The sequence below is a fragment of the Aerophototrophica crusticola genome (assembly GCF_012913305.1).
GTDB lineage: Bacteria > Pseudomonadota > Alphaproteobacteria > Azospirillales > Azospirillaceae > Niveispirillum > Niveispirillum crusticola.
Genome location: NZ_CP051775.1, coordinates 3,067,355 through 3,087,058 on the forward strand (window position 1 = coordinate 3,067,355; position 19,704 = coordinate 3,087,058).

Annotated in this window: 22 protein-coding genes, 1 tRNA gene and 2 pseudogenes; 16 read left to right on the top strand and 9 right to left on the bottom strand. The window is 70.7% G+C overall.

The features are described 5' to 3' along the window. Nucleotides 1-16: 16 nt before the first annotated feature. Nucleotides 17-91: transfer RNA gene (locus tag HHL28_RS14965), tRNA-Gln, on the bottom strand. Between the two features lie 149 nt (nucleotides 92-240). Here HHL28_RS14965 and HHL28_RS14970 point away from each other — a divergent pair. Continuing rightward, on the top strand, nucleotides 241-1,341 hold the full coding sequence (locus HHL28_RS14970; RefSeq protein WP_075771364.1) for an SEL1-like repeat protein: 1,101 nt from the start codon (nucleotides 241-243) through the stop codon (nucleotides 1,339-1,341). Nucleotides 1,342-1,427: 86 nt separating this feature from the next. On the opposite strand, the gene HHL28_RS14975 is transcribed toward HHL28_RS14970, so the two are convergent. The 5 genes from HHL28_RS14975 to HHL28_RS14995 form a co-directional block, all read right to left on the bottom strand. Beyond that, nucleotides 1,428-2,237, bottom strand: a complete 810-nt coding sequence (locus HHL28_RS14975; protein ID WP_075771363.1) for an arylamine N-acetyltransferase family protein — start codon at nucleotides 2,235-2,237, stop codon at nucleotides 1,428-1,430. Between the two features lie 3 nt (nucleotides 2,238-2,240). After that, the gene (purB, locus tag HHL28_RS14980) at nucleotides 2,241-3,536 is read right to left on the bottom strand and encodes an adenylosuccinate lyase (RefSeq protein ID WP_075771362.1); all 1,296 of its coding nucleotides are present in this window, start codon (nucleotides 3,534-3,536) and stop codon (nucleotides 2,241-2,243) included. A gap of 87 nt (nucleotides 3,537-3,623) precedes the next feature. Next, entirely contained in the window at nucleotides 3,624-4,082 is a 459-nt protein-coding gene (locus HHL28_RS14985) for a type II toxin-antitoxin system VapC family toxin (RefSeq protein WP_075771361.1), read from the bottom strand. Next, nucleotides 4,082-4,354, bottom strand: coding sequence for a FitA-like ribbon-helix-helix domain-containing protein (locus HHL28_RS14990; protein WP_075771360.1), 273 nt, complete (start codon nucleotides 4,352-4,354; stop codon nucleotides 4,082-4,084). The genes HHL28_RS14985 and HHL28_RS14990 overlap by 1 nt, the downstream gene beginning before the upstream one ends. Nucleotides 4,355-4,405: 51 nt before the next feature. After that, nucleotides 4,406-4,807, bottom strand: coding sequence for a spore germination protein GerW family protein (locus HHL28_RS14995; RefSeq protein ID WP_075771359.1), 402 nt, complete (start codon nucleotides 4,805-4,807; stop codon nucleotides 4,406-4,408). Between the two features lie 222 nt (nucleotides 4,808-5,029). Here HHL28_RS14995 and HHL28_RS15000 point away from each other — a divergent pair, with 222 nt between their 5' ends. Further along, complete coding sequence (locus HHL28_RS15000) at nucleotides 5,030-5,359, top strand: RebB family R body protein (protein WP_075771358.1); 330 nt, start codon at nucleotides 5,030-5,032, stop codon at nucleotides 5,357-5,359. Between the two features lie 124 nt (nucleotides 5,360-5,483). Next, the gene (locus HHL28_RS15005) at nucleotides 5,484-6,236 is read left to right on the top strand and encodes a sulfite exporter TauE/SafE family protein (RefSeq protein WP_075771357.1); all 753 of its coding nucleotides are present in this window, start codon (nucleotides 5,484-5,486) and stop codon (nucleotides 6,234-6,236) included. A gap of 10 nt (nucleotides 6,237-6,246) precedes the next feature. Here the strand turns inward: HHL28_RS15005 and HHL28_RS15010 are convergent, their stop codons facing one another. Then, on the bottom strand, nucleotides 6,247-6,948 hold the full coding sequence (locus HHL28_RS15010) for a pseudouridine synthase (protein WP_075771356.1): 702 nt from the start codon (nucleotides 6,946-6,948) through the stop codon (nucleotides 6,247-6,249). Between the two features lie 65 nt (nucleotides 6,949-7,013). Here HHL28_RS15010 and HHL28_RS15015 point away from each other — a divergent pair, with 65 nt between their 5' ends. Together HHL28_RS15015 and HHL28_RS15020 are read left to right on the top strand one after the other, a co-directional pair. Continuing rightward, entirely contained in the window at nucleotides 7,014-7,262 is a 249-nt protein-coding gene (locus HHL28_RS15015; protein WP_075771355.1) for a DUF4160 domain-containing protein, read from the top strand. Further along, the gene (locus tag HHL28_RS15020; RefSeq protein ID WP_075771354.1) at nucleotides 7,249-7,659 is read left to right on the top strand and encodes a DUF2442 domain-containing protein; all 411 of its coding nucleotides are present in this window, start codon (nucleotides 7,249-7,251) and stop codon (nucleotides 7,657-7,659) included. The genes HHL28_RS15015 and HHL28_RS15020 overlap by 14 nt, the downstream gene beginning before the upstream one ends. 127 nt (nucleotides 7,660-7,786) lie before the next feature. Here the strand turns inward: HHL28_RS15020 and HHL28_RS15025 are convergent, their stop codons facing one another. Both HHL28_RS15025 and HHL28_RS15030 read right to left on the bottom strand, forming a co-directional pair. Beyond that, nucleotides 7,787-8,611 carry a class I SAM-dependent methyltransferase gene (locus HHL28_RS15025; RefSeq protein ID WP_404325889.1) on the bottom strand — a complete coding sequence of 275 codons (825 nt, stop codon included), beginning with the start codon at nucleotides 8,609-8,611 and terminating at the stop codon, nucleotides 7,787-7,789. A gap of 207 nt (nucleotides 8,612-8,818) precedes the next feature. Continuing rightward, nucleotides 8,819-10,066, bottom strand: a complete 1,248-nt coding sequence (locus HHL28_RS15030) for a class I SAM-dependent rRNA methyltransferase (protein ID WP_083699135.1) — start codon at nucleotides 10,064-10,066, stop codon at nucleotides 8,819-8,821. Between the two features lie 133 nt (nucleotides 10,067-10,199). On the opposite strand from HHL28_RS15030, the pseudogene HHL28_RS18825 reads away from it, so the two are divergent. The 11 genes and pseudogenes from HHL28_RS18825 to HHL28_RS15075 all read left to right on the top strand — a co-directional run. Next, nucleotides 10,200-10,715: pseudogene (locus tag HHL28_RS18825) on the top strand (MBL fold metallo-hydrolase); the annotation flags it as partial. A 107-nt stretch (nucleotides 10,716-10,822) separates the two neighbouring features. Next, nucleotides 10,823-10,888 (top strand): annotated as a pseudogene (locus tag HHL28_RS18830) (hypothetical protein); the annotation flags it as partial. Between the two features lie 15 nt (nucleotides 10,889-10,903). Next, nucleotides 10,904-11,053, top strand: a complete 150-nt coding sequence (locus HHL28_RS18835) for a hypothetical protein (protein WP_404326980.1) — start codon at nucleotides 10,904-10,906, stop codon at nucleotides 11,051-11,053. A gap of 150 nt (nucleotides 11,054-11,203) precedes the next feature. Next, on the top strand, nucleotides 11,204-11,770 hold the full coding sequence (locus HHL28_RS15040) for a DUF4398 domain-containing protein (RefSeq protein WP_075771351.1): 567 nt from the start codon (nucleotides 11,204-11,206) through the stop codon (nucleotides 11,768-11,770). 36 nt (nucleotides 11,771-11,806) lie between these two features. Beyond that, the gene (locus tag HHL28_RS15045; RefSeq protein WP_075771350.1) at nucleotides 11,807-12,643 is read left to right on the top strand and encodes an OmpA family protein; all 837 of its coding nucleotides are present in this window, start codon (nucleotides 11,807-11,809) and stop codon (nucleotides 12,641-12,643) included. A 165-nt stretch (nucleotides 12,644-12,808) separates the two neighbouring features. Then, nucleotides 12,809-13,429 carry a response regulator gene (locus tag HHL28_RS15050; protein WP_075771349.1) on the top strand — a complete coding sequence of 207 codons (621 nt, stop codon included), beginning with the start codon at nucleotides 12,809-12,811 and terminating at the stop codon, nucleotides 13,427-13,429. Further along, nucleotides 13,419-13,913 (top strand): hypothetical protein, encoded by a 495-nt coding sequence (locus tag HHL28_RS15055; RefSeq protein ID WP_075771348.1) that lies wholly within the window; start codon nucleotides 13,419-13,421, stop codon nucleotides 13,911-13,913. Before HHL28_RS15050 ends, HHL28_RS15055 begins: the two co-directional genes overlap by 11 nt. A gap of 104 nt (nucleotides 13,914-14,017) precedes the next feature. Continuing rightward, the gene (locus tag HHL28_RS15060) at nucleotides 14,018-16,387 is read left to right on the top strand and encodes a PAS domain-containing protein (protein ID WP_169655389.1); all 2,370 of its coding nucleotides are present in this window, start codon (nucleotides 14,018-14,020) and stop codon (nucleotides 16,385-16,387) included. Further along, the gene (locus HHL28_RS15065) at nucleotides 16,387-17,217 is read left to right on the top strand and encodes an ATP-binding protein (protein ID WP_404326943.1); all 831 of its coding nucleotides are present in this window, start codon (nucleotides 16,387-16,389) and stop codon (nucleotides 17,215-17,217) included. The genes HHL28_RS15060 and HHL28_RS15065 overlap by 1 nt, the downstream gene beginning before the upstream one ends. A gap of 369 nt (nucleotides 17,218-17,586) precedes the next feature. Further along, nucleotides 17,587-17,892, top strand: coding sequence for a DUF485 domain-containing protein (locus HHL28_RS15070; RefSeq protein WP_075771806.1), 306 nt, complete (start codon nucleotides 17,587-17,589; stop codon nucleotides 17,890-17,892). Continuing rightward, a complete protein-coding gene (locus tag HHL28_RS15075) occupies nucleotides 17,889-19,553 on the top strand; it encodes a cation acetate symporter (RefSeq protein ID WP_404325893.1) in 1,665 nt (554 codons plus the stop codon). The genes HHL28_RS15070 and HHL28_RS15075 overlap by 4 nt, the downstream gene beginning before the upstream one ends. Nucleotides 19,554-19,704: the final 151 nt, after the last annotated feature.

A 19,704-nucleotide genomic window follows, 5' to 3' on the forward strand; every position in this document is an offset into this window, starting at 1 on the left:
GGATCACGGGAAAGGATGGCTGGGGCGCTAGGATTCGAACCTAGGTATGGCGGTACCAAAAACCGCTGCCTTACCGCTTGGCGACGCCCCATCCGTGTCGGCGGGGGCGGACCATACCCAAACTGGCCCGGCGGTGCAACGGGTTGTATTTGGGGAAAATGCCGTTCTGGAGACTGGTCGTTAACGGCTGGGGTGCTAGTCTGCACCGCATCAGCCCGCTTGCCCCGGAGACCGCCGGCCATGCGCCGGACCATCCCCCGCCCCCACCCCGCCGCCGCCCCGTCCCGTCTGCCGGCCCTGCTGCTGGCGGCCACGTTCCTGTCCGCGCCGGCCCTGGCGCAGGGATCGGGCCCGGCCGCCTCGCCCACGCCGCCCACGGTGCAGGCCCCGGCCGTGCAGGCGCCCGCCGCGCCCGCCGCCATGGCCCCCGAGGCGCCGATGGTGGCCGCCACCCTGCGGGTGCCGACGGTGGGCAACGCCCCCGCCCTTCCCGCCAAGGCCTCGCCCGAGATGAGGGCGCTGGACGCCCGTGCCCGGGCCGGGGACACGGAGGCGCAGATGGAACTGGCCGCCGCCCTGTCTTCCGGCACGCCGCCGGCCCCGTCGGACCTGAAGCGGGCCGTGTTCTGGTATGAGCAGGCCGCCGCGGCCGGCGACGCCGACGCCTGCTGGGCCCTGGCCGACCTGTACCGTGGCGACTTCGGCTTGAGCCCCGACATCGGCAAGGTGGCCGACTGGACCCGCCGGGCGGCCGAGCTGGGGCATGCGGAAGCCATGTACGATCTGGGCCTGCTGCACATGGAAGGCGGCGGCGTGGACCGCGACCCGGCCCAGGCCGCGGCCTGGTTCGAGCAGGCGGCCGACGCCGGCATCGCCCGCGCCCTGTTCATGCTGGGCGCCCTGTATGAGCAGGGGGTGGACGGCGCGCCCGACCCGGCCTCTGCCCGCGGCTGGTACGAGTTGGCCGCCGCGTCAGGCGACCGCACCGCCGCCGCGGCCCTGTCCACCCTGGATGCCGGCGGCAGCAACGTCCGCCTGGCCGCCGCCCCCGCCGGGGCCCTGCCCCCCATGGGCGCCGAGCCGCCCGCCCCGCCGCAGAAGCCCAAGCCCACCCGCACCGCCAAGGCTCCGGCTAAGGACAAGCCCCTGCCCGTCAGCCAGGCCGGCGTGAAGGAGATCCAGACCCGCCTGAACGCCCTGGGCTTCAAGGCCGGCACCCCCGACGGCAAGCTGGACAAGCGCACCGCCGCCGCCATCCGCGCCTTCCAGAAATCCCGCGGCTTGCCCCAGGACGGTCGCGCCAGCCAGGCACTGCTGGCCTCGCTGAAGAAGGGCAGGTAGGTCGGATTAGGCGCGGCAGCGCCGCAATCCGACGGGCATGGGCATCGGGGTGCCGTCGGATTACGAGGCTTCGCCTCTAATTCGACCTACGAATCCGTGATCTCCGGGTGGGGCCGCAGCACGGCCCCGTCCGGGAGGGCCAGGTTGAACCGGTCCGCCAGCAGGGCGCGGAACTCGGCCTCCCCCCGCACCCGCCGTTCCTCCAGCACCGTGGTGCCGAAGCGGCATTTGTAGTCGCCGTTCAGCAGGGTATGGCGCGCGGTGGGTGTGGCACGGGCCAGGACGCGGTTCAGGGTGAAGCGCGACTCCGGATGGGTGCTGGTGAAGTGGTTGGCGATGGCCAGGTCCACGTCCGCCACCGCTTCCTCCCCGAACCAGTAGAGGGGGAACCAGCCCTCCGGCCGCAGCACCTCCAGCTCCCAGCCGGGCTGAAAGGTCGAGGGCAGCAGGCGGAACCGGTCGCCGCCGCTGTCCTGCTCCCGCCCCGGCTCCAGCAGCAGTGGCTGCACCAAGCTGTTGCCGCCGAAGCCCACGTCGGCCACCCAGCTGTGGGCGCCGATGTGGACCAGGGTCATCAGGTGGGTGCGCCCGCCATGGGGCCCGCCCATGCGCACCCGCGCCAGCCGCCGCTCCGTCGTGAAACCCGCCAAGTCCAGCATGGCCCGGAACAGGCCGTTCTGCTCGAAGCAGTAGCCGCCCCGCCGCTGTCCCACCAGCTTGGCGAAGATGCCATCCAGGTCCGTGCGGATGGGCCGACCCAGATGGATGTCCAGATTCTCGAACGGCACCGCCCCGGCATGGGCCACGTGCAGCGATTGCAGCGTGGCATCGTCCGCGCGCACCGGCCCGGCGTGGTTGATGCGCTCCAGGTAAGGGTCCAGGCCGATGCCCATCATCCCTCAGGCCCCGAACACCCGCGCGAAAATCGTGTCCACATGCTTGGTGTGGTAGCCGAGGTCAAAGGCCTCGTCGATCTGCTGTTCGGTCAGGTGCTTCATCACCTCCGCGTCGGCCTTCAGCAGGGTGCGGAAGTCCTTGCCTTCCAGCCAGACCGGCATGGCGTTGCGCTGCACGGCGCGGTAGGCGTCCTCCCGGCTCATCCCCGCCTGGGTCAGGGCCAGCAGCACCCGCTGGGAGTTGTGCAGGCCGCCCAGCTTGTCCAGGTTGGACTGCATGTTCTCCGGGTAGACCACCAGCTTCTCGATCACGCCGGTCAGGCGGGCGAGGGCGAAGTCCAGGGTCACGGTGGCGTCGGGGCCGATCATCCGCTCCACGCTGGAATGGCTGATGTCCCGCTCATGCCAGAGGGTCACGTTCTCCAGCGCCGGGGTGACATAGGCGCGGACCATGCGGGACAGGCCGGTCAGGTTCTCCGTCAGCACCGGGTTGCGCTTGTGGGGCATGGCGCTGCTGCCCTTCTGGCCGGGGCTGAAATACTCCTCCGCCTCCCGCACCTCGGACCGCTGCAAATGCCGGATCTCGGTGGCCAGGTTCTCAACGGAAGCGGCGATGACGCCCAGGACGCTGAAGAACATGGCATGGCGGTCGCGGGGGATCACCTGGGTGCTGTGCGGCTCCACCGACAGGCCCAGCTTGGCCGCCACATGCTCCTCCACGCGCGGGTCGATGTTGGCAAAGGTGCCCACGGCCCCGGAGATGGCGCAGGTGGCGATCTCCTCCAGCGCCAGTTCCAGCCGCTTGCGGTTACGGGCGAAGGCGGCGTAGTGGCCGGCCAGCTTGACGCCAAAGGTGGTCGGCTCCGCATGGATGCCGTGGCTGCGGCCGATGGTGGGGGTGTACTTGTGCTCCAGCGCCCGCCGCTTCAGGGCGGCCAGCAGCTTGTCCAAATCTTCCAGCAACAGGTCCGCCGCCTGCTTCAGCTGCACGGCCAGGCAGGTGTCCAGCACGTCGGAACTGGTCATGCCCTGGTGCACGAAGCGCGCCTCCGGCCCCACATGCTCCGCCAGGTTGGTCAGGAAGGCGATGACGTCATGCTTGGTCTCCCGCTCGATCTCGTCGATGCGGGCGATCTCCCACTTGCCGCGCTCCCACACCGCCTTCGCCGCGTCCGCCGGGACCACGCCCAGCCCGACCATGGCGTCCATGGCGTGGGCCTCGATCTCGAACCAGATGCGGAACCGGTTCTCCGGGTCCCAGATGCGGGTCATCTCGGGGCGGGAGTAGCGGGGGATCATGGGCGTCGCCTCTGGCTGGGAACGATGGCGGCGCGACCATAGGACCGGCGCGCCGCCTTGACCAGTGCGGCGGATGCAAGGCGGGGGTCAGGAGAGGGTGGCCAGCCGGGCATCGTCCAGGGCAAGGACCGGCAGGGGACGGCGCCCCTCCGGCTGCCAGGCCGTGAAGGCGCGGGCGAAGCGGCGGTCGGCGGTGATCACGGCATCCGCGTCGGCGGCCAGGGCGGCGGCGACGTAGGCGCAATCATAGACGGGGTGGTTGGCTTGGCGGGCGATGGCCAAGGCTTGCTCCGCCACGTCAGCCGCGTCCACGACCTCACGGGGGATCAGGCGCAACGCCTGCACCGCCGTGTCGCATTGCGCCTCCGTCAGCAGCCCCTTGCGCCATTTCAGCCAGAGGACGTTCATCACCTCGACGCTGAACATCGCCGGGACGACGAACTGGAGGCGGCCCCGGAGTGCCAGCGCTGCGGCGGTCTCTTCTGCCGGGTCTTCGGCCACCAGCCACTTCACGGCCACGGAGGCGTCGACGGCGACCTTTTCCATCACGGTTCCCGCTGCTCCCGCATCTCGCGGAGTTCAGCCAATTCCTCGACGCTGTTCCCGTAGGGGCCGCCAGACAGCAGGTCCTTATGCTTTTCCATCAGCCTGTAATAGGCCTCCCAGCTCCGTTCCGGTTCCGGGCCGGACTTGCCGACCTCAGCCTTCAGCCGCGCCAGCGCCTCCTCCTCCACCGTGCGGCCATGGGCGGCGGCGTCGCGGCCCAGGGCGCGGAGCAGGTCGTCGGGGATGTTGCGCAGGATCAGGATGCCGTCCATGGGGGTGGCCGCCGTGCATGTCCAGGGGCGGCCAGCTTAACACGGGCGCCGTCAGCCCGTCACCGGCAGGGCCAGGGCCGGCGCGGCGGCCTTCACCTTCCCGGTGCGGCCCTGCTCGGCCATGGTGGCGGCCAGTTGGGCATGGGCCTGGGCCGTGGCCGCCACGGCGCCGGAATTGACGGTCTGGAGGGAGACGCCGTCCGGCCCCACGACGATGACGCCGCAGGGCACCACCCCGCCACCGCCGCCACCGCCCACCGGTTCCCCCAGCACGGACCCTCCGCCCACGCCGACACCGAAGGTGGTGGAGAACAGCGGGATCAGGGTCACGTCGCCCACGGTGATCGGGGTACCGGTGACGCCCTTGCCCAGGATCGCCTCGAACTCCCGCAGGGTCGTGGTCATGATCGTCTCGACCGGGTCGCTGGGGCTGGTGAAGGGGTTGGGGAACATGGGCGCCTCCCGCGCGCTGCGATGCAGCAAAATACCATCAGTGGCAAGGCAGTGGAAGAGTACAGCCAACATGGGTCGCCAGGCCTAGGCGCGCACGCAGCGGGGGCTTGACGCGTCCTGGGGGGCGGCAATGACCCAGCCATCGAGAAAGGCGTATTCGGGATAGGGGAAATCCGATTATGAAGGTGTCTGGCTAGCATCCCACACCAGGCAGGTCCCACCATGTCCGACACAAACGTCAACCCGCAGATCACCGACGCGGTCACCCAGGCCAACGTGAAGGTGGTGGGCGACGCACCCGCCATCGCGATGGGCAACCTCTACCAGGCCGCGGCCAAGTCCACCGGCATCCTCTTCCAGAACGCCACCGGCACCCAACAGCAGGGCGCGCTGGCCGAGGCATCCACCAACCAGGGCGTCATGCAGATTTACGCCATGGACACGGCGGCCGATGCCGCGACACAGGTGAAGGTCGCCGAAACCGGCGTCGCCGACAACCTGACCGGCCTGCTCACCGTGCTGGAGTCCTTCAAGGACAAGGGCAACCCGTAAGGCCTGGGCAGGATAGCCGCCCGGCAATACGCGTCGGCCGGCATGCCCCCCTTGCGGCCTTGGCAAGGGCGTTCCCCCGGCGGGGCGGGCAAAGTCCCGTCTCCGTCCCGCCGAGGCTACCCCCATGGATCTGGTCACCAGCGCCGCCCTGTTCGTCGCCGCCTTCCTGGCGGGGGCCCTGAACGCCGTGGCCGGGGGCGGAAGCTTCCTGACCTTCCCCACCCTGATCTTCGCCGGCATCCCGCCGCTGGTGGCCAATGCCAGCAGCACCGTGGCCCTGTTCCCCGGCAGCTTCGCCAGCGTCTATGCCTACCGGCGGGAGCTTAAGCAGCTCACCACCGTCAACATCCCGGCTTTCTTCGGCATCAGCTTGGTGGGCGGGCTGCTGGGGGCGTTGCTGCTGCTGTGGACGCCGGAGCGGCTGTTCGAGGCGCTGGTGCCCTGGCTGCTGCTGTTCGCCACCGTCCTGTTCGCCTTCGGCAAGCCCATCAGCGCCTGGATCAGCGCCCGTTATACCCTGGGCATGGGGGTGCTGCTGGTGGTGCAGTTCTTCATCGCCATCTATGGCGGCTATTTCGGCGGCGGCATCGGCATCCTGATCCTGGCCAGCCTGGGGCTGTTCGGGCTGACCGACCTGAACGTGATGAACGGGCTGAAGACCCTGGTGGCCGGTGCCCTGAACGCCGTGGCCACCGTCACCTTCATCATCGCCGGGGCGGTGGACTGGCACCCCGTGGCCATCATGCTGCCCGCCGCCGTGCTGGGCGGCTATGGCGGGGCGGCCATCGCCCGCCGCATCCCGCAAATCTGGCTGCGGCGCTTCGTGCTGACCGTTGCCGTGGCGATCACCGCCTATTTCTTCCTGAAGGGCGCGTGACGGGGTTGGCTCACCCGCCCGTGACCAACGCCACCTCCGCCGGGTCCAGCAAGCGCCACTGCCCCTCGGCCAGGTCGCCCAGCCCCAGACCGCCCACCCGGGCGCGGTGAAGGGCCACCACATGGTTGCCCACGGCGGCGAACATGCGCCGGACCTGGTGGTAGCGGCCCTCCGTCAGGGTCAGGCGGGCCGTCTTTTCCCCTGTGGGCTCCAGCATGGCTGGCAGCAGGGGCGTGTTCTCCGACTTCAGCAGCAGGGTGCCGCTGGCGAACACGGCCCCTTCCTCCCCCGTCAGGGGCCGGTCCAGGGTGACCTCATAGGTCTTGGGGATGCTGGACTTAGGCGAGATGATGCGGTGGAGCAGGGCCCCGTCATCGGTCAGCAGAAGCAGCCCCGTGGTGTCCCGGTCCAGCCGCCCCACCGGCGCCACGATGGGGTTGCGGTGCTGGAACCGGTCCGGCAGCAGGCCATAGACGATCCGGCCAGGATCGTTGGTGGAGCAGGTATAGCCCGCCGGCTTGTGCAGCATCGCCACCAAGCCCTGCGGCGGGTCCAGCGGTTCCCCGTCCAGCCGGACCTCGGCGTGTTCGACCTTGGCGTCCTCCCCCAGCACCGTGCCGTCGGCCAGGGTCAGGCGCCCGGCCCGCACCATGCCCTTCACCTCCCGTTGGCTGCCATAGCCCAGGTTGGCGACCAGCCGGACGAGCCTCATCCCCTTCACTCCTCTTGATGACGGCGGAACCTATCCCAACCGGTTGGGTTCTGCTAACGTGGCGCATGCCCACGGTGTACCGGTTCGACGGCCTGCGGGTCGTCATCTACCCCAACGACCACCGCCCTGCCCATGTCCATGTGCTGGGGCAGGGTGGCGAGGCGGTGTTCGTGCTGAACTGCCCCGACGGCCCGCCCGAGCTGCGGGAGCTGTTCGGGTTCGGGCGGGCGGAGGTGGCGCGCATCCGCGCCACCCTGGCCGACGCCCTGCCCCGGATCTGCGCGGAATGGAAGGTGATCCATGGACCCTACTGACCAGGAACAGCGCGCCGCTGAACAGCGGATGGGGGAGGCGCGGCAGGGTGGGCATGTGGTGGCCGCCCGCTATGTGCGCCGCGGCTCCCGCGTCGTGCTGAAGCTCAGCACCGGGGTCGAGCTTGCCTTCCCCACCGACCTTGCCGAGGGGCTGGCCGGTGCGGCCCCGGAGGACTTGGCGGAGATCGAGGTCAGCCCGTCCGGCCTGGGCCTGCATTGGCCGCGGCTGGATGCGGACCTGTATGTGCCGGCCCTGATGCAGGGCGTCTTCGGCTCCCAGCGCTGGATGGCGGCCCGGCTGGGGGCCGCCGGCGGCAAGGCCCGCTCCCCCGCCAAGACCGCCGCCGCCCAGGCCAACGGGCGCAAGGGCGGGCGGCCAAGGAAAGCCGCTGGTTAGAGCGTGTTCGCGCAAAGCGTGAACACGCTCCGGCGGCGACCGCCGCCGCGCGCCCCACCATTTATGTTGGAGGGGGCGCGTAAGCCAAGCCGCGGATGCGGCGCCGGCGTTTGAGGGACACGAAGAACTAACCCTTCACCGCCTCCAGCACCTTGTACCCGCCGTCCTCCACCACCGTACGGAAGCTGGCGAAGGCCTTGGCCAGGGTGGCCTCGTAGGGCAGGTGGCGGTTGGCGACCAGCCAGAAGCGGCCGCCGGGCTTCAGCGCGGCCGCGGCGGCGGTGACGAAGGCCTGGCCCAGGCCGGGGTCGTCGGCGCGGCCCACATGGAAGGGCGGGTTGCTGACGATGACGTCGTACTGCTTGCCCAACCCCGTGGTCACGTCTTGCCAGTGGAAGGCCAAGGGCACCGCGGCGCCCGCCAGGTTCTGCCGGGCGAGGTCCAGGGCACGCGCCTCCGCCTCATACAGGTCCAGGGCCGTGATGCCGGGGCAGCGGGCCAGCAGCTCCGCCGACAGGTAGCCGAAGCCGGCGCCCAGGTCCGCGGCCCGCCCCTTCAGTCCCGCCGGCAGGTGCTGCGCCAGCAAGGTGGAGGCAGGGTCCAGCCGGTCCCAGGCGAACAGCCCGGGGCGGGAGGTGAAGCGCCCGCCGGCGATGGGCCGCGGCGCGTCCAGGGCGGCCCAGCTTTCCAGCAAGGCCTGGTCCACCGGGCGGCCAGGGGTGGTCCAGAACACCCGGGACTTGTTCTTGGACAGGCTGTCCACACCGCCGGCCAGGGCGGCCAGGTCGGCTTCCCCGCTCTTGGCGCCTTCGGTGTTGGGCAGGGATGCGACCACCCGCCCCTCCGCCCCGGCCAGGGATACGCCCTGGGCCAGCAGGGCCCGCGCCTCCGCCCGCTGCCGTGGCAACAGGGCCAGGACCAGCGGGTAGGGGCCGGCCGGCACCTCCGCCACCGGGGGAAGCCGGCCGCCGTCAAGGCGTCGGCATGGGGTTTGAAGCTCTGCTGGCACAGCAGCTTCGCCCCCGGGCCCAGGCGGCGCAAGGTCGGGTGGGGTCGGGCGCGCAGGAACGGCACCTGGCCGTCGGCGGGCCAGGCCAGGGGGCCGTTCAGCAGGGGAAGCAGCAGGGTTTCCAGCGCGGGATCGTCGGTGGCCATGGCGTCAATCCACCGCGAAGACCATGGCCTTCAGGTACTGCGTCTCCGGCAGCAGCGGGTGGACCGGGTGGTCCGGCCCGGCGCCGGCGAAGCGCAGGATTCGGCCCTGGCGCCCGGCCTCCCCCAGGCCGCGCGCCACCTCCTGGTGGAACAGGGGCGGCTCCATGTTGTGGGAGCAGCTGGCCACCAGCAGCATGCCGCCGGGGGCCACCAGCTTGGCGGCGGCCTTGGTCATCTTGCGGTAGGCGCGGCTGCCCACGGCCAGGTCCTTGCGGGACTTCACGAAGGCCGGCGGGTCGCAGATCACCACCTCCCAGGTCCGGCCTTCCTCCACGTAACGGTCGAGCAGGTTGAAGGCGTCGCCCTTCACCGCCTCGACCCGGTCGGTGACGTTGTTCGCCTCCGCCGCCTTCATCGCCACCTCCAGCGAGGCGGCGGAGCGGTCGACCAGGGTCACGTGCTTGGCGCCGCGGCTGGCCGCGAGCACGCCGAAGCCGCCGCTGTAGGTATAGAAGTCGATGGTGGTCCTGCCCTTCGCCAGGTTGGCGATGAAGGCACGGTTGTCGCGCTGGTCGAAGAACCAGCCGGTCTTCTGCCCGCCGGACAGGTCGGCGAAGAAGGTGGCGCCGTTCTCCTCCACCGGGACCAGGCCGGTGATCTCCCCCTTCGCCACGCGGACCTCTTCCGCCAGCCCCTCATAGGACCGGGCGGCGCTGTCGTTGCGCAGCACGATGGCGCTGGGGTTGAGCACCTCGTCCAGCGCCTCCAGGATCATGGGCAGGCGCCGGTCCATGGCCACGGTGTTGGCCTGCACCACCACCACGTCGCCATAGCGGTCCACGATCAGGGCCGGCAGGCCGTCGCTCTCCGCGTGGACCAGCCGGTAGAAGGGCCGGTCGAACAGCCGCTCCCGCACGTCCAGGGCCCGGCGCAGGCGCTTCACGAAAAAGCCGGTGTCCACCGCCTCGCCCACGTTCCGGGTCAGGAAGCGGGCGGCGATCAGGGTGTGCGGGTTGAAGGTGGCGAGGCCCAGGGGCGAACCGCCCGCGTCCACCACCCGGACGACGGACCCGGCGGGCAGCGCCTTGGCCGCCTTGTCCATGTCCACCTCGTTGGAATAGACCCAGGGGTGCCCGTGCAGGGCCCGCTTGTGGCGGCCCGCCTGGATGCGGACGGTGGGGATGGCAGAAGGGGCGGCGGCCACGGGCGCCGGGGCGGCGGGCGTGGCGGGCAGGTCGGGCGTGTCGGTCATGGCCCGCACATTAGCGTGATCCCGCGGTTGTTCAATGGGAACCGCGGGAAGGCTGGGATGCAGGAGGGGAGGAAGCACAATCCCTCCCTGAACTTCCCCTCGACAGCACCGGGGCCGCGGGCGACCTTTGTACATGTATCGCGTGGGGGAGGGGCGGGTGGCGGACAGCGGGTTCAGGGTGCGCTTCTGGGGGGTGCGGGGCAGTATCGCCGCCCCCGGTCCGGCAACGGCGCGCTATGGCGGCAACACACCCTGCATCGAGGTGCGCTGTGGCCCGCACCTGCTGATCTTCGACGCCGGCACCGGCATCCGCGCCCTGGGTGAGAAGATCCGGGCGGAGGAGCCGCTGGACGCGGACCTGTTCCTGACCCACACCCATTATGACCATATCTCCGGCCTGCCCTTCTTCGGCCCGGCCTACAAGGGCTGCAACCGCTTCACCCTGTGGGAGGGGCACCTGGGCGCGGGCAAGCCGCTGGAGGACGTGCTGCGCCAGTTGATGGCGGCACCCCTGTTCCCCGTGCCGCTGAACATCATCGAGAGCAACTTGCGATTTCGAAAGTTCGCCGCCGGCGACAGGCTGGAGCCGCGGCCCGGGGTCACCATCCACACCGCCCCCCTGCACCACCCCAACGAGGCCACGGCCTATCGCGTGGAGTATGGCGGCAAGGCTCTGTGTCTGGCCTTCGACACGGAGCCGCGGGGTGCGGAGCCCGACCCGGGCGTGGTCGCCATCGCCAAGGGGCGGACCTGCTGGTGCATGACGCCATGTTCACAGACGCGGAATACGCCACCCACAAGGGCTGGGGCCATTCCAGCTGGGAGGAGGCGGTGCGCGTGGCGGACGCCGCCGGGGTGGGGCGGCTGGTGCTGTTCCACCATGACCCCGGCAGGGCCGACGACGCCCTGGACGTGATCGGCCACGCGGCCCTGGCCCGCCGTAAGGGCACCATCGTGGCGGCGGAGGGGATGGTGATCGGCCTGTGACTCCCGTCCAGGGGAAGAGCCGGGGAATGGACAACCCTTCCGGACGTACAAGGGAACTTTCGCGTGTGGGGCGGGTTCTAGGCGCGAGCGAGACCGTACCCGACCGTCCCCGGCGCAACCGGGGCCGGTGGCTGAGAAGGCCCCACGCCCATGCCGCGCATGTCCCTGCTGTTGCCCCTGGCCCTGGCGATCCCGCTGGGCCTGGCCGCCTGTTCCTCCACCCCCGACGCGCCCCCCGCCAGCCTGCCGGCGGCCCGCGCCGCCCTGCAGGGGGTGGATCCAAGCCTGGCGAACCGCTACGCCCCGGCGGAGTACCGGGAAGCCACGACCCTGCTGGACCAGGCGGAGGCCGCTTGGCGGGACGAGGAGTATGACCGGGCCCGCCGGCTGTCCGAACAGTCGCTGACCACCACGCGCCTGACCCAGGCCCGCACCCAGGCGGCCCAGGCGGAGGAGGCGCGTACCGACGTGGCCCGTACGCTCCAGACCCTGGAATCCGAGGTGGGCCTGTCTTCCCCCCGGCGCCAGGGCCCGGCCCCCGGCACCCTGGCGCAGCCTGGCACGTCGGTCCCGGCCACACAGGCGCCCACCACCATCGTCCCGGGCACGGCGACGGCACCCGCGGGCGCGCCCTTGCCGCCGCCCACCGCCACCACGGACCCGACCCTGTCGGGCAGCGGCGCCGCCACCCTGCCACCGGCCGGCCGTGGTTATTGACGCCGCCCCGCCCCGCCCGTTCCCAGGAGCCGCGCCATGACCCGGTCCGCCCCCCACAAGCCCCTGTTCGCCGCCGCCCTGCTGCTGGGCCTGTCCGCCTGTGCCTCCGGCCCGGACGAGTACGCCCCCCTGGCCCAGGTGGAGGAACGCTTCACCGTGGCCCGGCAGGAGCAGGTGCCCGCCTTGGCGCCCGTGGCCTTCCAGGATGCCGAGCGGTCGCTGCAGACCGCCAAGGCCGCCCTGGGCGACGCCAGCGAGGCGGAGATCGCCCACCTGACCACCGTGGCCGACCGCCAGCTGGAGGTGGCCCGTGCCGACGCGGCCGCCGCCAAGGCCCGGGAGGAGCGCCAGGCCATGGTCGGCCAGCGGGAGCAGATCCTGCTGTCCGCCCGGGAGCAGCAGCTCGCCCAGGCCCGGCTGACGGCGGAGCAGGAAAGGCTGCGGGTGCAGGCCCTGGAATCGCAACTGGCGGAGTACGAATCACGCCAGACGGAGCGCGGTCTGGTGCTGACCCTGCGGGACATCACCTTCGACCTGGACAGCGCCAGCCTGTCGCCCGGTGACCAGGAACGGCTGCGGCCCCTGGCCGACTTCCTGCGCAACCATCCGGACCGGATGGTGACCATCGAGGGCCACACGGACAGCAGCGGCGCCGACAGCTACAACCAGCAGCTTTCCCAGCGCCGGGCCGAGGCGGTGGAGGACTTCCTGGTGGCCCAGGGGATCGAGCCGGGCCGCGTCCGCGCCACGGGCCGGGGCGAGGCGGTGCCCGTCGCCAGCAACGACACCCAGGCCGGCCGCCTGCAGAACCGCCGGATCGAGGTCGTGATCGGCGACCCGGGCGGCATCCGTGGGGTGGCCGCCAGCCGCTGACCGGCGGCCGTTACTTGGATCGACCGGTTGCAGGGAAGACAAAAATGGAATACCCGGCCGTGCAAATGAACGGCCGGGCGCTTCCCATTAACATTCGGCCTATCCCATCGGGTGAGGCTGTGCGATATAATCGTGCGTATTCGGTACTGCGCACGATTCGGGGCCATGCGACTCCTCATCGCCGACGATCACGACCTTGTCCGCGACGCCCTGCGTTCGCACATCGAGCGGTTTTCCCCCGACACCCAGGTGGTGGGGGCCGGCTCGGTCGCGGAGGCCACCAAGGTGCTGGAGACGGCGCCCGGGGCTGACCTGGTGCTGCTTGACCTGCGCATGCCGGGGATGAACGGCCTGAACGGGCTGATCCGGCTGCGGGAACGGTTCCCGGCCGTGAAGCTGGCCCTGATGTCGGGGGAGGCACGGCCCGAGGACATCCGCCTGGCCCTGGCCCATGGGGCCATCGGCTTCCTGCCCAAGACCCTGTCCGGCGACGCGCTGGTGCACGCCGTGCGCCGCATGGCGGCGGGGGAGAGCTTCGTTCCCGCAGAGATGGCGGCGGACACGACCGACGTGCCGGAGGGCGCCCAGGCCGCCGGCTTCACCCGGCGGGAGCGGGAGGTGCTGGACTTCCTGCTGAAGGGCCAGTCCAACAAGGAGATCGCCCGCGCCCTGGACCTGGAGGAGGTGACGGTGAAGCTCCACATCCGGGGCCTCTGCCGCAAGCTGGGGGCCAAGAACCGAACCCAGGCCGCCATGCGGGCCGTGGAGCTGGGCCTTGCGAAGTGAGGCGGACGGGACGGCGCCCGCCGACGGGGCCGGTGGCCTGCCGCCCCGGTTCCGGCATGACCTGCTGAACGCGTTGAACGCCGTGGTGGGCTTCGCCGGGCTGCTGGTGGAGGACCTGCCCGAGGGCCAGCCGAAGGAGTTCGCCCGCCGCGTGCTGGAAGCGGGGCTGGAGGCGCAGCGGCTGGCGGAGCGGCTGCCCGCCACCGCCCCCCGGGGCGTGCGGGTGCTGCTGGTCGGCCCGGCGGCGGAGGCGCACGCGGCCGCCTTGGAGACGCTGGGCCTGGTCCCGACCCCGGCCGGCACCGTGGCGGAGGCGACCGACGCCCTGGCCGAGGCGCCGGACGCCTGGGACGTGGTGGTGGCGGAGCGGCACAGCGACGCGCTGGGGGCGGCCTGCGGCACGTCCGGCCCCGTGCTGCTGGCCCTGCTGGCGGGGGAGCCGGTCCATGGGCTGGCGGCCCGCATCCTGGCGACCCGGCACTGAACGGCCCGCCCGCGGGTGGGGACGGCCCTGACCAACTGCCCACCCCTTTCGGACCCGATCTGGTGTATCCAGGAAGGGACCAACCAGAGCCGCAACCCAGCCCGATGAACACCAGCCCCGCCGCCCCAGCCCGAGACGCCGCGGAAGGCCTGTTGCAGGCCCTGGCGGACGCGAGCGGGGATGCCCTGGCGGCCCTGGTGCCGTCCGGCCCGGAGGGCGCCTTGCAGGTCGCCGTGGCCAATGCCGCGGCGCGGGGGCTGGTGGGCGCCGTCCCCGGGTTGGCGGCGTCGGCCCTGCTGCCGGGGGCCGGGGCGCTGCCCGCCGCGCTGGCCGCCGTGCAGGCGGACGGGACCCCCCGCACCATCGAGGCGGCCCATGCCGGGAGGACCCTGCGCCTGACGGTCAGCCGCGCCGCCGGTGCCCTGCTGCTGCGGGCCGAGCCCGCGGGGGAGCGGCAGCGGCTGGAGCAGGAGCTGCGCAGCGCCCGGGAACGGCTGGAGCTGGTGGTGCGCGCCGCCCGCGACGGCATCTGGGACTGGGACCTGGCCGCCGGAACCATCTGGTTCTCCCCCCAGTGGAAGGCCCATTTCGGCTATGAGGACCATGAGCTGGAGAACACGCTGGAGGCCTGGGAAAAGCTGATCTTCCCGGAGGACCGGGCAATCGCCCTGCGCATGGTGGACGACTACCTGGCCGGCCGGGTGAACGCCTTCGAGGCGATCCAGCGCTTCCGCCACCGGCTGGGCGGCACGGTGCTGATCTATACCCGCGCCATGAAGGTGCTGGACGACCAGGGTCGGCCGGTCCGGCTGGTGGGCGCCCACACGGACATCACCCACATCAAGCAGGCCGAGGCCCGGCTGCACAATGCCGAGACCCGGCTGGTGGACGCCATCGAGCGGCTGCATGACGGCTTCGTCCTGTATGACAAGGACGACCGGGTGGTGCTCTACAACAGCCGCTTCCTGGAATATTACCCGGAGCTGGCGGACGTGCTGTGCCCCGGCATCACCTTCGAGCAGGTGCTGCGGCAGGCGGTGCAGCGGGGCTCCATCAAGGTGGCGCCGGAGAAGGTGGAGCAATGGGTCGCCGACCGCCTGCACAACCACCAGAACCCCGGCCCCGCCTTCGAGCGGCGGCTGGGCACCGGCCGGGTCATCCGCGTCACCGAGCAGCGCACCCATGACGGGGGCATCGTCAGCCTGGGCGTGGACGTGACGGAGCTGCGGGCCAGCGAGGAGCGGTTCCGCAGCCTGGTCTCCACGGTGCCGGGCATGGTCTACCAGTGGGTGGAGCGGGCGGACGGGACCCGCGGCTATTCCTATGTCAGCCCCCGCTGCCGCGACATGTACGGCGTGGAGCCGGAGGAGCTGCAACGGGACTGGTGGCTGCTGCCCCTGCACCCAGAGGACGTGGAACGCTGGGAAAAAAGCATCGAGGAGGCGCAGGCGACCCTGTCCGACTGGTCGTTCGAGGGCCGCTTCATCCTGCCCGACGGGCGGCCCCGCTGGTGGCGTGGCGTGTCCCGCCCCGTGCGGGTGGGGCCGGGGGAGGTGCGCTTCAACGGCATCGTCATCGACATCGAGGAGCAGAAGCAGGCCGAGGCGGAGCTGAAGTACCGCGAGGCCATGCTGCGCTACACCGCCGGCATCGCCGGGCTGGGCTATTGGGTCTGGGACCGGGAAAGCATGCGCACCAGCTATTGCTCGCCCGAGCTGGCCGCCATCCGCGGCGTGACGGTGGAAGGCTACCTGCAGACGCTGGGCAGCTTCGAGCAGCAGCTCCAGGCCGTCTACCCGGACGACCGGGGGACCTACGCGGCCGTCGCCATCGCCAGCGCCAAGGCCAAGCGGCCCTATGGGCTGGAATACCGCATCGTCAGGCCCGACGGCCAGGTGCGCCACATCCGCGAGGTGGGTGGCCCGGTGTTCGGGGAGCGGGGCCGGCTGCTGAAATATGTCGGGGCGCTGCAGGACATCACCGAGCGCAAGCAGCGTGAGCTGGAACTGGAACAGGCCCGCGACCGGCTGGAGGACCAGGCGGACACCATGCGGGCCCTGGCCCGGGACCTGGAGGCCGCCCGCGACGCGGCGGAGGCGGCCAGCCGTGCCAAGTCGCGTTTCCTGGCGGTGATGAGCCATGAGCTGCGCACCCCCATGACCGGGGTGATCGGCATGGTGGACCTGCTGCTGGGCACGCCCCTGTCCACGGAGCAGCGCCAGTACCTGGACACGCTGCGGTCGTCCGCCGACAGCCTGCTGGTGGTGCTGAACGACATCCTGGACTTTTCCAAGATCGAGGCCGGGCAGCTGGCGCTGGAACGCATCCCCGTGCGGCTGCCCACCCTGCTGGGCGACGTGGCCCGGCTGTTCGCCCCCGCTGCGGCGGCGAGGCGCCTGTCCCTGGACGTGGACCTGCCGGGGAGCCCCTGCCCGACCTGCTGGGCGACCCCACCCGGCTGCGCCAAGTGCTGATGAACCTGGTGGGCAACGCCGTGAAGTTCACGGAGGCCGGCGGCATCCGGCTGGGCCTGGAGCTTGTTCGCACGGAACCGAAACAAGCTTCGGCGGAGCCTGCCCCGGCCCCCGAGCCGGGGGCGATTGAGGCGCACGAACAGGCGCTGCGCCTGTCGGTGCGGGACACGGGCATCGGCATCCCGGCCCCGGCCCTGGCCGGCCTGTTCGAGCCCTTCACCCAGGCCGACGCCTCCACCACCCGCCGCTTCGGCGGCACGGGGCTGGGCCTCGCCATCTGCAAGCGCCTGGTGGAGGCCATGGGCGGGGAGATCGGGGTGGAGAGCAAGGCGGGCCGGGGCTCCACCTTCTGGTTCAGCTTGCGCCTTCCGGTGGCGCCGGGGGCGGAGGCCCGGTCGGCGGCCGCGCCCGCCATGGCCCCGGCCCGCGCCGCGCCGGTCCGGGTGCTGGTGGCGGAAGACAACCAGGTCAACCGGCTGCTGGTCCTGGCCATGCTCCAACGCAAGGGTTTCGTGGTGGAGGCGGTGACCGACGGGCGGGAGGCGGTGGAGGCCGCCCGGCGCGACGCCTTCGACGTGGTGCTGATGGACATGCAGATGCCCGTCCTGGACGGGGACGGGGCGGCCGCCGCCATCCGGGCCCTGCCGGCCCCGGTCAACGGCCTGCCGATCATTGCCCTGACCGCCGAGGCCCTGCCGGAGGACAAGACGCGGCGGGAAGGCGGCGGCCTGTTCGACGCCTATCTGACAAAGCCCATCGACTGGCCCCGGCTGGTGGAGACGGTGAACGCCCTGGCCGCCCGCCGCCGGGCCGAACGTGCGGGCCGCTGACCCGCGGCGCCCCATGCCGCGTTAAGTTTTGTAGCTCCTGGTCACCGAACCATCGGGCCCCGACCAAAGTCGGGGGGTAACGGCCCGATCCGGCAAAAAGATCGGTGAGTAAATCATCCGATTTCGGACGGCCAGAGTTCCTGCTGGGATTCCAGATACTTGGGTCGAAAGACCTTTTGTCTGCCGACTAAAACTTTATTTCGCACCAACCATTCGGACCAGGCGGAAGATTGCCGGCCGAACGGCTGCATTGATTCAGATCATTCCCTGTTTGCGAGAAAACCATTAACCATTTGGCGCCGAGGGTTATCAGCTTCCGGGCCGGTCCGGTCCGGCCAGGGCAACCCGGAACCCAGGGGGAGACGCCGGATGCAACAAGAACTCACGCACAGAATACGCAAACACCCGAAATTCGCCGAACTGGTCGCCAAGCGCACCCGGCTGGGGCTGATCCTGTCGTTGATCGTCCTGGTCCTGTACTTCGCGTTCATCCTGACGGTGGCGTTCAAGCCGGCCCTGCTGGCCACGTCGCTGGCCGGGGGCGTGACCACCGTGGGCATCCCGGTGGGGGTGTTCGTCATCGTGTCGGCCTTCCTGCTGACGGGCATCTATGTCCGCAAGGCGAACGCCGAGTTCGACGAGCTGAACCGCCAGATCATCGAGGACACGCTATGAGCCGCCTGCGCCCCATCCTGATGGCGGCCCTGGCCGCCCTCCTCCTCATCCCCGGCATGGCACTGGCCGACGCGCTGACGGGGCAGACCCAGAAGCAGCCGCTGGACTGGCATGCCATCAGCATGTTCGCCATCTTCGTCGGCGCGACCCTGGGCGTGACCTACTGGGCCGCGCGGCAGACCAAGTCCGCCAAGGACTTCTACGCGGCGGGCGGCGGCATCACCGGCTTCCAGAACGGCCTGGCCATCGCCGGCGACTACATGTCGGCCGCCTCGTTCCTGGGCATCTCCGCCCTGGTGTACGCCAGCGGCTTCGACGGGCTGATCTTCTCCATCGGCTGGCTGGTGGGCTGGCCCATCATCCTGTTCCTGATCGCGGAGCAGCTGCGCAACCTGGGCAAGTACACCTTCGCCGACGTGGCCAGCTTCCGCCTGCAGCAGACCCCGGTCCGCACCCTGGCGGCCTGCGGCTCGCTGGTGACGGTGGCCTTCTACCTGATCGCCCAGATGGTGGGCGCCGGCCAGCTGATCAAAGTGCTGTTCGGCATGGACTACATGTACGCCGTCGTCCTGGTCGGCATCCTGATGATCGGCTACGTCACCTTCGGCGGCATGCTGGCCACCACCTGGGTGCAGATCATCAAGGCGATCATGCTGCTGTCCGGCGCCACCTTCATGGCCGTGGCGGTGCTGTACAATTTCGGCTTCAGCCCGGAAGCCATGTTCACCAAGGCGACCGAGATCCACCCCAAGGGCACGGCCATCATGGGCCCCGGCGGGCTGATCAAGGACCCCGTCTCCGCCATCTCGCTGGGCTTGGCGCTGATGTTCGGCACGGCCGGCCTGCCGCACATCCTGATGCGCTTCTTCACCGTGGCCGACGCCAAGGAAGCGCGGAAGTCCGTGTTCTACGCCACCGGCTTCATCGGCTACTTCTACATCCTGACCTTCATCATCGGCTTCGGCGCCATCATCTTCGTCTCCACCAACCCGACCTACGTCACCGACGGGGTCATGGTGGGCGGCAACAACATGGCGGCCATCCACCTGTCCGACGCGGTGGGCGGGGCCTACTTCAAGGGCTTCATCTCCGCCGTCGCCTTCGCCACCATCCTGGCGGTGGTGTCGGGCCTGGCCCTGGCGGGTGCCTCCGCCGTCAGCCACGACCTGTACGCCAACGTCTTCCGGCGCGGCCGGGTGAACGAGGTGCAGGAGATCCGGGTGTCCAAGATCGCCACGGTCTGCCTGGGCGTCCTGGCCATCGTCCTGGGCATCATCTTCGAGAAGCAGAACGTGGCCTACATGGTGGGCCTGGCCTTCGCCATCGCGGCGTCCGCCAACTTCCCCATCATCGTCCTGTCCATGTACTGGTCCAAGCTGACCACCCGCGGCGCCGTCATCGGCGGCTTCATGGGCCTGGTCAGCGCGGTGGTGGGCGTGGTGCTGGGCCCGGTGGTCTGGGTGAAGGTGCTGGGCAACGCCGCCCCCATCTTCCCCTATGAGAACCCGGCCCTGTTCTCCATGTCCCTGGCCTTCATCGGCACCTGGTTCTTCTCCGTCACCGACAAGAGCGCGTCGGCCCAGGCGGAGGCCCGTGCCTACGAGGCCCAGTACATCCGGTCCCAGACCGGCCTGGGTGCCGAGGGCGCCTCGGCGCACTGAAGCCTTGTTCCTGAAAGTACCGGGCGGGGGTGCCGATGGCCCCCGCCTTTTTCTTTACCGTTGAGATGGGTCAAGGACACCGGTCATCCTCTCCCCCTCAATCATCCCTCACCACGGCGCGGCTGGACGCGCCAGCAAAAGGGAAAGACAG

Coding starts and splice junctions, on each gene's coding strand:
- HHL28_RS14970 (WP_075771364.1), top strand. CDS start 241: ATGCGCCGGACCATCCCCCGCCCCCACCCCGCCGCCGCCCCGTCCCGT.
- HHL28_RS14975 (WP_075771363.1), bottom strand. CDS start 2,237: ATGATGGGCATCGGCCTGGACCCTTACCTGGAGCGCATCAACCACGCC.
- purB (WP_075771362.1), bottom strand. CDS start 3,536: ATGATCCCCCGCTACTCCCGCCCCGAGATGACCCGCATCTGGGACCCG.
- HHL28_RS14985 (WP_075771361.1), bottom strand. CDS start 4,082: ATGGAAAAGGTCGCCGTCGACGCCTCCGTGGCCGTGAAGTGGCTGGTG.
- HHL28_RS14990 (WP_075771360.1), bottom strand. CDS start 4,354: ATGGACGGCATCCTGATCCTGCGCAACATCCCCGACGACCTGCTCCGC.
- HHL28_RS14995 (WP_075771359.1), bottom strand. CDS start 4,807: ATGTTCCCCAACCCCTTCACCAGCCCCAGCGACCCGGTCGAGACGATC.
- HHL28_RS15000 (WP_075771358.1), top strand. CDS start 5,030: ATGTCCGACACAAACGTCAACCCGCAGATCACCGACGCGGTCACCCAG.
- HHL28_RS15005 (WP_075771357.1), top strand. CDS start 5,484: ATGGATCTGGTCACCAGCGCCGCCCTGTTCGTCGCCGCCTTCCTGGCG.
- HHL28_RS15010 (WP_075771356.1), bottom strand. CDS start 6,948: ATGAGGCTCGTCCGGCTGGTCGCCAACCTGGGCTATGGCAGCCAACGG.
- HHL28_RS15015 (WP_075771355.1), top strand. CDS start 7,014: ATGCCCACGGTGTACCGGTTCGACGGCCTGCGGGTCGTCATCTACCCC.
- HHL28_RS15020 (WP_075771354.1), top strand. CDS start 7,249: ATGGACCCTACTGACCAGGAACAGCGCGCCGCTGAACAGCGGATGGGG.
- HHL28_RS15030 (WP_083699135.1), bottom strand. CDS start 10,066: ATGACCGACACGCCCGACCTGCCCGCCACGCCCGCCGCCCCGGCGCCC.
- HHL28_RS15040 (WP_075771351.1), top strand. CDS start 11,204: ATGCCGCGCATGTCCCTGCTGTTGCCCCTGGCCCTGGCGATCCCGCTG.
- HHL28_RS15045 (WP_075771350.1), top strand. CDS start 11,807: ATGACCCGGTCCGCCCCCCACAAGCCCCTGTTCGCCGCCGCCCTGCTG.
- HHL28_RS15050 (WP_075771349.1), top strand. CDS start 12,809: ATGCGACTCCTCATCGCCGACGATCACGACCTTGTCCGCGACGCCCTG.
- HHL28_RS15060 (WP_169655389.1), top strand. CDS start 14,018: ATGAACACCAGCCCCGCCGCCCCAGCCCGAGACGCCGCGGAAGGCCTG.
- HHL28_RS15065 (WP_404326943.1), top strand. CDS start 16,387: ATGAACCTGGTGGGCAACGCCGTGAAGTTCACGGAGGCCGGCGGCATC.
- HHL28_RS15070 (WP_075771806.1), top strand. CDS start 17,587: ATGCAACAAGAACTCACGCACAGAATACGCAAACACCCGAAATTCGCC.
- HHL28_RS15075 (WP_404325893.1), top strand. CDS start 17,889: ATGAGCCGCCTGCGCCCCATCCTGATGGCGGCCCTGGCCGCCCTCCTC.